The 12635-nt window shown below is 71.8% G+C and carries 12 protein-coding genes; 6 read left to right on the top strand and 6 right to left on the bottom strand.

Annotated elements, in window-relative coordinates; translation table 11 throughout:
* Positions 1-42: 42 nt before the first annotated feature.
* The gene (locus tag KXC43_RS28135) at positions 43-642 is read right to left on the bottom strand and encodes a GDSL-type esterase/lipase family protein (RefSeq protein WP_221379165.1); all 600 of its coding nucleotides are present in this window, start codon (positions 640-642) and stop codon (positions 43-45) included.
* 188 nt (positions 643-830) lie between these two features.
* Here KXC43_RS28135 and KXC43_RS28130 point away from each other — a divergent pair, with 188 nt between their 5' ends.
* The 3 genes from KXC43_RS28130 to KXC43_RS28120 are packed head-to-tail and all read left to right on the top strand — an operon-like array spanning position 831 to position 4824.
* Complete coding sequence (locus tag KXC43_RS28130) at positions 831-3011, top strand: MMPL family transporter (RefSeq protein ID WP_255644930.1); 2181 nt, start codon at positions 831-833, stop codon at positions 3009-3011.
* Positions 3008-4165: a sensor histidine kinase gene (locus KXC43_RS28125; RefSeq protein WP_221379163.1), complete on the top strand. Its 1158-nt coding sequence runs from the start codon at positions 3008-3010 to the stop codon at positions 4163-4165. The genes KXC43_RS28130 and KXC43_RS28125 overlap by 4 nt, the downstream gene beginning before the upstream one ends.
* Positions 4162-4824 carry a response regulator transcription factor gene (locus KXC43_RS28120; protein WP_221379162.1) on the top strand — a complete coding sequence of 221 codons (663 nt, stop codon included), beginning with the start codon at positions 4162-4164 and terminating at the stop codon, positions 4822-4824. The genes KXC43_RS28125 and KXC43_RS28120 overlap by 4 nt, the downstream gene beginning before the upstream one ends.
* A 6-nt stretch (positions 4825-4830) precedes the next feature.
* Here the strand turns inward: KXC43_RS28120 and KXC43_RS28115 are convergent, their stop codons facing one another.
* Positions 4831-5739, bottom strand: a complete 909-nt coding sequence (locus tag KXC43_RS28115; protein ID WP_221379161.1) for an NAD-dependent epimerase/dehydratase family protein — start codon at positions 5737-5739, stop codon at positions 4831-4833.
* 117 nt (positions 5740-5856) lie between these two features.
* On the opposite strand from KXC43_RS28115, the gene KXC43_RS28110 reads away from it, so the two are divergent.
* A complete protein-coding gene (locus KXC43_RS28110) occupies positions 5857-6867 on the top strand; it encodes a radical SAM protein (RefSeq protein WP_221379160.1) in 1011 nt (336 codons plus the stop codon).
* A gap of 214 nt (positions 6868-7081) precedes the next feature.
* Positions 7082-7918, top strand: coding sequence for an SAM-dependent methyltransferase (locus KXC43_RS28105; protein WP_221379159.1), 837 nt, complete (start codon positions 7082-7084; stop codon positions 7916-7918).
* 15 nt (positions 7919-7933) lie between these two features.
* On the opposite strand, the gene KXC43_RS28100 is transcribed toward KXC43_RS28105, so the two are convergent.
* Positions 7934-9202 carry a cation:proton antiporter gene (locus KXC43_RS28100; protein ID WP_221379158.1) on the bottom strand — a complete coding sequence of 423 codons (1269 nt, stop codon included), beginning with the start codon at positions 9200-9202 and terminating at the stop codon, positions 7934-7936.
* Positions 9203-9342: 140 nt separating this feature from the next.
* On the opposite strand from KXC43_RS28100, the gene KXC43_RS28095 reads away from it, so the two are divergent.
* Positions 9343-9894, top strand: a complete 552-nt coding sequence (locus KXC43_RS28095; RefSeq protein WP_221379157.1) for a DM13 domain-containing protein — start codon at positions 9343-9345, stop codon at positions 9892-9894.
* A 92-nt stretch (positions 9895-9986) separates the two neighbouring features.
* Here KXC43_RS28095 and KXC43_RS28090 read toward each other — a convergent pair whose 3' ends face one another.
* The 3 genes from KXC43_RS28090 to KXC43_RS28080 form a co-directional block, all read right to left on the bottom strand.
* The gene (locus KXC43_RS28090; protein WP_221379156.1) at positions 9987-11108 is read right to left on the bottom strand and encodes a hypothetical protein; all 1122 of its coding nucleotides are present in this window, start codon (positions 11106-11108) and stop codon (positions 9987-9989) included.
* On the bottom strand, positions 11105-11605 hold the full coding sequence (locus KXC43_RS28085) for a SigE family RNA polymerase sigma factor (RefSeq protein ID WP_221379155.1): 501 nt from the start codon (positions 11603-11605) through the stop codon (positions 11105-11107). The genes KXC43_RS28090 and KXC43_RS28085 overlap by 4 nt, the downstream gene beginning before the upstream one ends.
* 93 nt (positions 11606-11698) lie before the next feature.
* Positions 11699-12571, bottom strand: coding sequence for an AraC family transcriptional regulator (locus KXC43_RS28080; RefSeq protein WP_221379154.1), 873 nt, complete (start codon positions 12569-12571; stop codon positions 11699-11701).
* Positions 12572-12635: the final 64 nt, after the last annotated feature.

Below are 12635 nucleotides of genomic sequence, written 5' to 3'. Positions count from 1 at the left end.
AGGCACCGTCCGCGAGCCACACCGCGGACGGTGCCTCCCGCGTCACCGCGCGGCCGTAGCCGCCTCGCGGACCGTGCCGGCCAGCGCGCCGGCGATGACGGCGTAGCCGGCGCTGGACGGGTGGAACCGGTCGGCGCTGAACAGGCCGGGATCCACGACGAAGCCCGCCGAGGAGCTCATCCCGAAGTCCGCCACCCGCGCGCCCTCGGCGAGAACGGCTCGGCTCTGCGCGTCGTGCAGCACCCGGCTGCCGGCCCGCACGACCGCCCGCATCTGCGGCGGCACCCAGGGCACCACGCTGAGGTCGGGCGCCGGCGCGACCACCACCTCGGCGCCGGCCGCCCGCAGGCGCCGAACAGCGGCAGCGAGCTGAGCGGCGGCCTGCTCCGGCGGCACGAAGCGGGTCAGGTCGTTCGCGCCGATGATGATCAGCGCGAGCCGCGGCCGCCAGGCGAGCCCCCGGTCCACCTGGGCCGGCAGGTCACGGCTCTGGGCTCCGGGTACGGCGAAGACGCGCACCTCGTTGGGCAGATCATGGGCGGTCAGGTCGGCCGAGAGACGCTGCGCCACCGTGTCGGCGGTGGCGGAGGCACCCTGGCCGTAGGCGATCGAGTCACCGAATACCGCGAACTTGAGCGTCACTACAGGTTCAACTCCCTTCCGTCCGCTCACTTCCCGCCGACGGCAGGATCACACCCGCCGGCCTGACGCTCAGCGCGTACTGCGATTCCCGTACCTGAAGCCTGCACCTGCACGACGACGCGACCGGGGCCCGGCCGAGAGGCTGTGGGCACCTTTCGCAGAGAAGTGGAGTGTCCGCCATGGCAGGCATGCTGGATCGTCTTGGTCGCTTTTCCTATCGCCGTCGATGGCTGGTCGTCCTGGTGTGGCTGTTCGCGCTGGGCGGGGTCGTGCTGCTCGCCGTCGAGTCGGAGGGCCCGGTCAGCACCCGGGCGACGATGCCGGGGATCGAGTCGCAGCAGGCGTTCGACCTCATCGCGGAGCGCTTTCCGGGCGCCGCCGCGGACGGGGCGTCGGCGACCATCGTGTTCGTCGCTCCGCCGGGTCAGCGACTGACGTCCGCGGGGAACGCGAAGGCCGTCGACGCGGCGCTGGCGCTCGTCTCCGGCGGCCCTCAGGTGTCGCGGGTCGTGCCGCCCTCGACCGGCGGAGGCGTCAGCGCCGACGGATCGACCGGGTTCGCGTCGGTGTCGTACGGGGTTCCGTCGTCCGAGGTGACCGAGGAGTCGCGCATGGCGCTGGCCGATGCGGTGGAGCGGGCGCGCGATGCCGGATTGACGGCGGAGATGTCGGGATCGGCGCTCAAGACCGGCACCCGGATGAGTGCCATGGAGCTCGCCGGAGTGGCGATCGCCGCGGTCGTCCTGCTGATGACCTTCGGTTCGATGGTGGCGGCGGGTCTGCCGCTCCTCACGGCGGTCATCGGGGTGGCCATCTCGTTCCTCGGCGTCTGGGCGGTCGCCGGGCCGCTGAAGATGGCGATCACCAGCGGCATGCTCGCGCTGATGCTGGGGCTGGCGGTCGGCATCGATTATGCGATGTTCGTCGTCTCCCGCTACCGCGAGGAGCGCCACGGCCGCGACGACGCCGAGCGGGCCACGGGGCGCGCGGTGGGGACGGCCGGCTCGGCGGTGGCCTTCGCCGGGACCACCGTGGTGATCGCGCTCGCCGGTCTGTCGGTGGTGGGGATCCCGTCGCTGGCGAAGATGGGACTGGCCGCCGCGGGTGCGGTGGTGGTGGCCGTCCTGGTGGCGCTGACCCTGGTGCCGGCGTTGCTGGGCTTCGCCCCGAACCGGGTCCTCCCCCGATCGCAACGCCGCAGCGGTGTCCGCAGCTCGGAGCGCCACCCGGCGGCGCGGGCCTGGATGCGGCTGGTGTTGCGCCGTCCGCTCGTGATCACGCTGGCCGGTGTCGCGGTGCTGGCCGCGATCGCCGTCCCGGCCCTGTCCCTGCAACTCGGCACGCCCGGGGATGCGTCGCTGCCGACGACAGAGACCCAGCGACGCGCGTACGACCTGAGGGCCGAGGCGTTCGGTCCCGGGTTCAACGGTCCGCTGACGGTGGTGGTCGACGCCCGTGGCGCCACTGACCCGGTGTCGGCGGTGGCAACTGTGGCGGACAGCGTCAGAACGACCAGCGGCGTGGTGTCGGTGTCCAAGGCGACCTTCAACCAGCAGCGCGACACGGCGATCCTCACCGCCGTGCCGTCGACCGGTCCGACCGACGAACGTACCGAGGCACTGGTGGAAGCGCTGCGAACCGCGCGCCCCGGCGTGGAGGCGGCCGGACAGGTACGGTACGAGATCACCGGCACCACCGCGCTGGACATCGACATGGCACGCAAGACGCAGTCGGCGCTCGTCCCGTACGTCGCGATCGTGATCGGCCTCGCCGTACTGCTTCTGCTGGTGGTCTTCCGTTCGGTCTGGGTCCCGGTCAAAGCGGCGCTCGGCTTCCTGCTGTCGCTGTTCGCCGCGCTCGGGGTGATCGTCGCGGTGTTCCAGTGGGGATGGGCAGCCGACCTGCTCGGCATCGAGCAGACCGGGCCGGTCATGAGCCTGATGCCGATTCTGCTCGTGGGCATCGTGTTCGGGCTCGCGATGGACTACGAGGTCTTCCTCGTGTCGCGGATGCGCGAAGCTCACGTACACGGAAGGCCGGCCCACGACGCGATCGTCACCGGTTTCGAGCAGAGCTCCAAGGTCGTGGTCGCGGCTGCGGTAATCATGATCGCGGTGTTCGGCGGGTTCGCGGCGGCCGACGAGCCGCTGATCAAGATGGTGGGCCTCGGGCTCGCGTGCGCGGTCTTCTTCGACGCTTTCGTGGTACGCCTGACGCTGGTGCCCGCCGTCCTGCGGCTGCTCGGCGAGCGGGCCTGGTGGCTGCCGCGGTGGCTCGACCGGGTGCTGCCGCATGTCGACGTCGAGGGCGGGGCCTCGAGCGAACCGCAGCCGGGATCGGAGCCGGTTCACGTAGTGTCGGCCCGATGAACGTACTGACCGCGCTGGTCGCGTTCGTCTTCGCTGCCCTCGGCGCCAGCCTCAGCACCGAGGGCATCTTCCGGCCGGCCGAGCTGCTTCCCGGCGCGCTGCTGAGCCTGGTCGCGAGCGGGGCCCTGTTCGCCTCCGCCCGCTTCCCGCGGGTGGCGACCGTCGTCGCGATCTGCTGCGCCGCTGCCGCCTGCGCGGCCGGCTACCTGCCGACGCCGTTGCTGCTGGCCCCGCTGATCGGCTGCCTGTATCGGCTGACGGTTGCCGGCAGTCTGCGGGCGGCGGCCTGGTGGACCGGGATCGCGGTGGGCGCGGTGATCGCGGGCGGCGCGGTGGGCGACGCGACCCCGACGGGAGGGTCCCTGCTCCTGCGGACCGTCGGCGTCGCCCTGTGGCTGCTCCCGGCCGTGTTCGCCGGACGGATGACCCACGCCCAGCGGGCGTACCTGCGGATGGTCGAGGCCCGCGCCGCGGACGCCGAACGCAATCGGGACGACGACGTGCGCCGCCGGCTGAGCGAGGAACGCTTGCGCATCGCGCGTGACCTGCACGATGTTGTCGCCCATCACCTCGCGGTCGCCAACGCGCAGGCCGGGACCGCGGCCCATCTGCTGGGGAAGCGTCCGGAGCAGGTGCCTCAACTTCTCGCCGGGCTGAGCGGCTCCACGTCGGCCGCTCTGCGCGAGCTCAAAGCGACCGTGGGACTGCTCCGTAACCCCGGCGACGACTCCTCGCCGGGCACCACCCCGGCGCCCGGCCTCGACCAGCTTTCCGAGGTGATCGAAGCCTGCCGGGCGGCCGGGATCGACGTCTCCGTGACCAGCGACGGGACGCCGCGGCGCTTACCGTCGCTGGTCGAGCTCACAGCGTTCCGGATCGTTCAGGAGGCGCTGACCAACGTCACCAGACATGCCGTCCGCCCGATCGTCACCATCTGCCTGACGTACGAGGAGGACACCTTCGCCGTCCACGTGGTCAACACCTCGGCCCACTCCGCTCCGGCCGGAACCGGCGGTTACGGGCTGATCGGCATGCGCGAACGCGCGAACGCGGTCGGCGGGTCGGTCCGGGCCGGACCGGCCGGCCCCGATCGGTACGCGGTCTCCCTCACCATCCCGCTGGCCCCCTGGCAGGAAGCGCAGGTGCTCCGATGATCCGGATCGTTCTCGCCGACGACCAGGCGCTGCTGCGCTCGACGTTCCGGATGCTGATCGAGTCCGGCGACGACATGACGGTTGTCGCCGAGGCCGCGAACGGCGAGGAAGCGGTCGCACTCGCTCAGCTGCACCGGCCCGACCTCGTCCTGATGGACATCCGGATGCCGGTCCTCGACGGGCTGGCCGCGACGCGACGCATCTGTTCCACGACCGAGCTGGCACGGACGCGCGTGCTGATCCTCACCACGTTCGAAACCGACGAGTACGTGGCCCGCGCGCTCGAGGCGGGGGCCAGCGGCTTTCTCGGCAAGGACGTCACCCCGGACGTTCTGCTGGCCGGCATCAGGACCGTGGTCGGGGGCGAGGCGCTGCTCTCGCCGTCAGCCACCCGCGCGCTCATCAACCAGTTCCTGTCCGGTCCCGGCACCGTCGGCGAGCCGTCCCGGGGCTCATTGGCGACGCTGACCGACCGGGAGCGCGAGATGACCGCGCTGGCCGCCCACGGCCTGTCGAACCAGGAGATCGCCGACCGCCTGACCGTGAGCCCCTTGACGGTACGGACGCACATCCACCGGGCGATGATGAAGGTGCGGGCCCGCGACCGCGCCCAGCTGGTCGTCCTCGCCTACCAGCAGGGACTGGTCCGGGTGCGCTGAGCGGCGTCAAGGCTTGAACGTGTCCCGGATGGCCTCCTCCAGCGGCCGGCCCGACACCGGCTCGATGAACAGGTCGGCCAGCAGCAGGTCGGCCAGGTACGTCAGATTGGTGCCCGACTCCCGGCCGCTCAGAGCCTGCAAGGCCCCGCCGAGCCGGAGCGACCCGCGCATCGCGACAGCCGGGAGGCGAACGGCCCGGCGCGGACGATCGGCTGCCGCGGCGATCCGAGTGATCATCTCGGACCAGGTCAGGTTCTCGTCGGCCACCGGGATGTCCTGGCCGCTGCCGCGTTCGAGCGCGTCCGCCGCGACCTCGGCCACGCGGCGGGCCGAGGTGGCCGCTGTCCCGCCGGGCGGGGCGACCAGCGGCGCACGGGACCGGACCCAGCGATCCAGGGCGGGCGCCCAGTTCGGCAGGCGGTCGCCGGCACGGCCGAACACGAACGGCAGCTCCAGGACGGCGACCGGCAGACCGGGACCGGCGGCCACCCGCGCCTCCCGGGCCTGCTCGACCCGGCAGCGGACATAGACGTGCCGTTCCGGAAGGCGCCACTGCGGATGCAGCCGATCGAAGTACGTGTAGTACGAGCCCATGATGACGCCGCGGGTCAGCCCCTCGTGGCGGGCCGCGGCGAACAGGCGTACCACCGGCTCCACCATGTCTCGGCGGAACGCCGGATGGATCGGCCGGCGCAGCGGTCGTTGCTCGTCCGTGCGGGCGGCGAAGACCACGCCGTCGTGCCCGGCCAGCAGCGGCCGCATCTGCTCGGCCGAGGCGGCTCCCAGATCGAGCCGGTGGTCCACGCCGGGGGCCGCGGCACGCGCCACACTGGTCACCGCGTGGCCGCGCTCACGCAGCACCTCCGCGACATGGGCCCCGACGAGACCACTTCCACCCACGACGAGAATGCGCATCCCGCATCGTCCACGAAGGACCGCGCCCTTTGTCAAGCCGGATGCCGCCCGCGAATCTGCCCGTACCGGAGCCGGTTTCAAGCCGGCCGGGCGGGGAATGCGCCGCGTATGACGCCCATGCCGGTCGATCAGGATGAACCGGCGCTGCCGCCGCACCTGCAGGTCGAGATCACCGCAGCCTGCAATCTGGCCTGCACCATGTGCCTCGTCCGCTACCGGCCGCCGGTCAACAAGCTGGCCGGGGCCATGCCGCTCGAGTTGTTCCAGCGACTCATCGGCGACCTGCCCGAGCTGCGGCGGCTCACCCTGCAGGGCCTGGGCGAGCCGCTCCTCTCCCCCTATCTGCTCGACATGATCCGCGCGGCCGTCGATCGCCGGATCACGGTCGGCTTCAACAGCAACGCGACGCTGCTCAACCGCCGGCGGGCCGACGAGCTGGTCGGCAGCGGGGTCGACTGGCTGCACGTCTCGCTGGACGGCGCCACCGCAGCGACCTACGAGAACATCCGCGACGGCGCGCGATTCGCGAGCGTCGTGGAGAACCTGGCCGGGCTGGTCACCGCCAAGCGGCAGGCCGGGAGCGTGACCCCGTGGATCCGGGTGGTGTTCGTGGCGATGCGCGGCAACGTCGGCGAGCTGCCGGACCTGGTCCGCCTGCTGGCCGGCATCGGGGTCGACGAGCTGCACGTGCAGAACCTGTCGCACAGCTTCTCCGACACCGACCCGGCCGGCCGGTACGCGGGCATCCGATCCTTCACGGCCGATCAGGCGCTCTGGACCGGCGCCGACCTCGACCACGCCGCCGCCCTGTTCGCCCGGGCGAACTCCGCCGCCGCCGAGACCGGCCTGCGACTGCGGTTGCCCGGGCTCACCATGACCGAGCCCGGGCCGTCCGACGGTCGCGGGTGTTCCTGGCCCTGGGAGGCTGTCTACGTCACCAGCGCCGGCGTGGTCCAACCCTGCTGCATGGTCATGGGCGACGACCGGGCCACCCTGGGGCAGGTCGGCGAGCAGACTTTCGCCGAGATCTGGCACGGCGCGCGCTACCGCGAGTTCCGGCGCCGGCTGATCAGCAGCGATCCGCCGGAGGTCTGCCGCGGTTGCTCACTCTATCGAGGCACGTTCTGAGCCTTCCGCGCCGGGAACCGGTCAGCCGGCGTCCGGGCCGAGCTCCTCCCGCAGCTTGGCGAGGGCCCGCGCGAGCATTGGCCCAGCTGGCCTGGCCTCGGTGATCGCCACCGTCGACGAGGCCGTGCGGGCCGCGCCCGTCCTCCCTGCGCCGCACCGAAGGGCGGACGGATTTCGCGGCCGATCTAGGATGGCGGGATCGCATCGAGGGACAATGGAGACGGTGATGGGCAGCGAGCAGGGCACGGATCAGCGCGGCGGGCCGGACCTCGACCCCACCCGGCCGCATCCGGCGCGTCGGTACAACTACTGGCTCGGCGGCAAGGACAATTTCCAGGCCGACCGCGATGCCGGTGACGCGATCGCCGGCGTGTTCCCGCACATCCGCACCGCCGCCCGCGAGAACCGCGCGTTCATGCAGCGGGCGGTGCGTCACCTCGCCCGCGAGGCCGGTATCCGGCAGTTCCTCGACATCGGCACCGGGCTGCCCACCGCCGACAATGTGCACGACGTGGCCCAGGGAATCGCCCCGGAGTCGCGGATCGTCTACGTGGACAACGACCCGCTGGTGCTGAGCCACGCCCGGGCGTTGCTGACCAGTTCGGACGAGGGCGCCACCGCCTACATCGACGCCGACGTGCGGGAACCGCGGAAGATCCTGGACGACCCCGCCGTGCGCAGCACCCTGGACTGGTCCCGGCCCATCGCGCTGCAGCTGGTGGCGATCATGCACTTCGTCGAGGACCACGAGGACCCCTACGGCATCGTGAGCGAGCTCGTCTCCGCGCTGCCGGCCGGCAGCTACCTGATGCTGTCGCACGCGACGTTCGATCCGCTCGACCCCGAGACGATCGCCGCGATGAACGCGATCAACGAGGGCATCAAGCCCCGGTTCAGCCCGCGTACGCTGGCCGAGGTCACCCCGTTCTTCAACGGTCTCGAACTGCTGGACCCGGGAATCGTCTCGGTGAGCGACTGGCGCCCCGAACCGGGACCCCGCCCGACCGCCGCCGAGGCCACCGGGTACGGGGCCGTCGCCCGGATCCCGTAAGCCCGTTCTGCCGGTTCACCGGCTGGGTTCCGGCTGCGGCCCGCGCTGCCCCGTGCGATCGTGGGCGCGGTCCAGCATCTGCATCACCGGCGTGGCCGCCACGCCGTGCAGAACCACCGACACGAGCACGACGAAGCCGATGGTCGCCCAGATCAGGTCGGCGCCGGGGAAGGCGGCATGCGTCAACGCGTAGGACAGGTAGTAGAACGAACCGATCCCCCGGATGCCGAAGGCGGCGATCACCCAGTGCTCCGCGGTCGAGCCGGGCGCCCCGCGCAGAGACAGGATGCCGGTCAGCGGCCGGATGACGAACAACAGCGCGAGCCCCACGAAGACGGCGGGCCAGGTGAGGGCTTCGAGCAGTCCGCCCACGATCGCACCACCGAAGAGCAGCAGCAGAAGGACGGTGAGCAGCCGCTCGGTCTGCTCGGCGAAGTCGTGCAACACCTGGTGGTAGTCGTGTGACCGCTCGGCGGCACGGATGGCTCGCGCGGCGACGAACACGGCCAGGAAGCCGTACCCTCCCGCGACTTCCACCACTCCGTACGCCACGAACGTCGCCGCCAGGGCGAGGAAACCCTCGGAATGGCGGGCCAGGCGCAGCGCCTCGGCACGAGGACGGAAGAACAGCCAGCCCAGCACCCTGCCCACGATCAACCCGCCGATCACGCCCATGGCGAGCTTGTAGAGCAGGTCCTGCCAGGCCCAGTGGCCGATCCAGCCCAGCCCGGCCGTCCCGGCCATCGCGATGGCCGCGTAGACGAAGGGGAACGCGAGCCCGTCGTTGAGCCCGGCCTCGGAGGTGAGCGCGAACCGCACCTCGTCCTCGGAGTCCTCGGAGTCGGTGGGCTCGCCGACCTGGACGTCCGAGGCGAGAACCGGGTCGGTCGGGGCAAGCGCAGCGCCCAGCAGCAAGGCGGCGGCCGGTACGAGTCCGGCCCACCACCAGCCGAGCAGCGCCACCGCGGCGATGGTCACCGGCATCGCGATCACGAGCAGCCGCCACGTGGACGCCCAGCCCCGCCCGCTGAGCGGCCGGTCGATCTTCAGACCCGCTCCCATCAGGGCGACGATGACGCCGACCTCGGTCAGGTGCTCCGTGGCCTTGGAATGGGTCAGCGGATCGGCGTCGGGCAGACCGAGCGGCAGACCGAAGACGAGCATGCCGAGACCCAGGAACGCGATCGGCATCGACAGCGGCCGGCGCTCGAGCAGGCGCGGCAGGATCCCGGCGAGCAGCGCCCCGAAACCGATGACCGCGAATACGACGTCAGACGTTTGCACGGCTGCTAGCGTGCCCGCTTCTCTCCGCGTTATGCCGTTCCCGGCGGACCGGGCGGGACAGGGCGGCGGGCTCCCGCCGTAAGGTGACCGTAAGCACCGCAGCCTGGCGCGAACGGTCGGCTCCGGGTTGGCTCGAAGCCATGATTCGCCGAACCTTGTCCAAGCCCGTTGCCTGGCTCGTCGCAGCGCTGTTCAGCGTCGGCGGCGCCGTGGGCCTCTACTGGTTCCAGCCCTGGCGACTCCTCACCGACACGACCGTGACGGACGCGCTGTCCATCGAAGTTTCCGCTTCTCCGGCCGCATCGGCGGCATCGGCCCCCTCTTCGAAGCCGCGGGAACCGGCCGCGATGGTGCTCACGCAGGGTTCGTTCGTCACCCACGAGCACGGAACCACCGGCACCGCCAGGATGGTCCGCAACGCGGACGGCAGCCACCAGCTGGAACTGGTCGGCCTGGATACCTCCGACGGGCCTGACCTGCGGGTATGGCTGTCCGACCAACCCGTACGGGCCGGCGCCGACGGCTGGCACGTCTTCGACGACGGCGAGTACGCGGAGTTGGGTCGGCTCAAGGGCAATCACGGCAACCAGGTGTACCGCCTCCGCGACAACATCGACCCGAGCGACTTCCGCAGCGTCAGCATCTGGTGCAAACGCTTCTCGGTGTCGTTCGGCGCAGCCGCTCTCACGTGAGGACCGACCGCGACATCGTGAGGACCGACCGCGACATCGTGAGGACCGACTGCGACATCGTGAGGACCGACTGCGACATCAGGGCCGTGTGATCAGGAGCCGACGATCGGCAGCCAGTCCGATGTGTCGTCGCACCCGCCGAAGGTCATGTTCTCGACCATCCTCTCGAGCGCCGCGGACGGGATCGAGGCTCGGTCCCGGACCGCGATGGTGATCCCGCACGAGCCGGCCTGGATCAGCATGTGACTGCCGTCCCGGCTGGCGAGCGGACCGGCATCACCCTCGATGTACCAGGTCCGGTGGCCGGCGATGACGCGCATCGGGCGATCGGCGTAGTCCTCCCCCCACGCGGTCATGATGCCCTCCATCGGCAGCACAGACACGCTCAGCGGGGTGTCGTACGGCATCGCGAAGAACGGACTGGACGGCTGCCCGGACGGTTCGGCGGGGCCGCCGAACCCGATGTTCGCCGACACTCCGTGGGCCGCCACGTCGCGGCTCTCGGTATAGGTGACCGGCAGGTCCAGCGGCACCCAACCGAACCTCACCGGCGCCCGCGCGGTGCGCGGCGACGTCAGCCGGACGCTCTCGGCCAGCCGCAGCATCGCGGCTCGGCTCGCGCCGTCGGAGACGGTCACCCACGCGCCGGACGGGTCCTGCCAGCCCACCGCCGCTCCGATCCGGTACGACGAGTCCGGGCCGGACGCGTTCGTGCCGGCGGGCTCGGACGGTGCGGGCGGGTCCAGGTTCTGCACATAGAAGGCGGGGTGGCCGTGCACGGTGACCCGCTCGCCACGGCGCAGCCGGGTGGGGTCGAACGTGCCCGGGTCGTGGGCGGCGATGGTGCCGCCGGAGTCGTCCTTGGGCGTGCCGATCGGCCGGGCGACCAGGAATTGCGTCCTGCCCTGGGTGCCGTGGGTCAGGGTGAAGTAGACGGGGCCGGGCGCGAGGTCGAGGGTGAGCTGGAACGGCTCGCGGTAGTACGTCATGGGACCGGCCGGGTTCGGTGCCGGCTCGCTGGGGTTCAGCCGGGCGGCGTACGGGACGCCCACCGCGACAGCCACGGCGACGACCGCGGCGGCGACCGCGCGGAACCGGTTGCGGCGACGCAGGCGCACGGCGCCGGCTCGTGCCTGCTCCACCAGGCCGACGGCGTCGGGGGCGAGATCGGCGCGCTGCTCGAGGGTGCGCCGGAGCTCGTCGAGGCTGGTCACGAGGGGATCCTTTCGTTGTTCGCAGGCTCGTCGAGTTCGACCCGCAGCGCGGCCAGCGCCCGGCTGGCGTTGCTGCGCACTGTCCCGGTGCGGCAGCCGAGCACCTCCGCTATCTCCAGATCGCTGAGGCTCTCGTAGTAGCGCAGCACGATCACCGCCCGCTGCTGGCGTGGCAACCTCATCAGCAGGTGCCACAGGTCGTCGTCCGGCTCCGGCTGTTCCGGCACGCGCGGCGCCGACGCGCCGTCGACCGCGTCCGGTCCCAGCGGCACTGTCCACACCCGCCGGCGGCGGCGCAGCGACAGGAACTCATTGGTCACCATCCGCCGCACGTAGCCGTAGGGATCGTGCACCGAGCCGATCCGGCCCCACTTCACCAGCGCCCGGGCCAGCACCTCCTGGACGATGTCGCGGGCTTCCTCGCGGTCGCCGCTGAGCAGCACCGCATATCGCAGCAGCGAGGCCAACCGCGCCGCCGCGAACTCCTCGAAGCTCATCCGTCCTCCCCGTCGGTGGCGCCCGTCCGGTGCCCCTGGGCTAAGAACGCATTCGCCGCCGGATCTGCTGCGCCGGGCCGGCCGCCGCTGGTCTCAGGCCGACGGGGGGCGGGTGCGGCGGGCGTCCTCGCTCGGCGGCACGCCGAAGAGCCGGCGGTATTCGCGGCTGAATTGCGACAGGCTCCCGTACCCCACCGCGTGCCCGACCCCGGCCACATCCCCCGGCGCGGCCGCGAGCCGGATCCGGGCCTCCTGCAGGCGCAGCTGCTTCTGGTATTGCACCGGGCTCATCAGGGTGGCCGCCCGGAAGTGCCGGTTGAGCGTGGCGACGCTGACACCCGCGTGACGGGCCAGGTCATCGACTCGGATGGCCCGGTCGTAGTGATCCTCGAGCCAGCGCGCGGCGCGCCGGGCGATCGTGAAGCGCTCGTCGGCCCGGCCGACCTGCCGGACGAGACCGCCCAGGGGGCCGGTCAGCAGCCGCCAGTGGATCTCCCGCTCGACCCCCGGAGCCAGGATCGCGAAATCCCGCGGCCGCTCGACGAGGCGCAGCAGCCGCACGAGCGCGCCGAGCAGGTCGTCGTCCGCGGTGGCGACCCCGGCGCCGGGCCCGGGGGTGTCCCGCGCGGCCGACTCGGGCGATTCGAGCAGCAGCTCGGCGATGAGCTCGGGACGCAGGCGCACCCCGGCCGCGAGGAACGGGTCGGCCCGGGTGATCCGTGCCGTGACCGCCAACTCCATCGAGAAGACCAGGTATTCGCCGGCGCCGTAGCGGAACTCGTGCCCGGCCAGAGCCATCCGCTTCTCGCCGGCCACCACGACGGCGACCATGGGTTCGACGTGCGAGCAGTACGGCTCGGATTCGGCGGTCGCGGCCGTCACCAGCGAGCCGGGCAGCCAACTGCCCCGCGCGACCGTGCCGTGCAGCCGAGGAATGAGCTCGCGCAGCTCGGTCAGCGCTTCCACATCCGCGAGTATGGCACTCACACGCGGGTCGCAGCGGTGAGCGGATCAGGCATCGGAGCGCGCC

Origin of the sequence: Paractinoplanes polyasparticus (assembly GCF_019710575.1) — a bacterium.
GTDB classification, from domain to species: Bacteria; Actinomycetota; Actinomycetes; order Mycobacteriales; family Micromonosporaceae; genus Actinoplanes; species Actinoplanes polyasparticus.
This window is presented reverse-complemented; position numbering and strand designations above follow the sequence as displayed.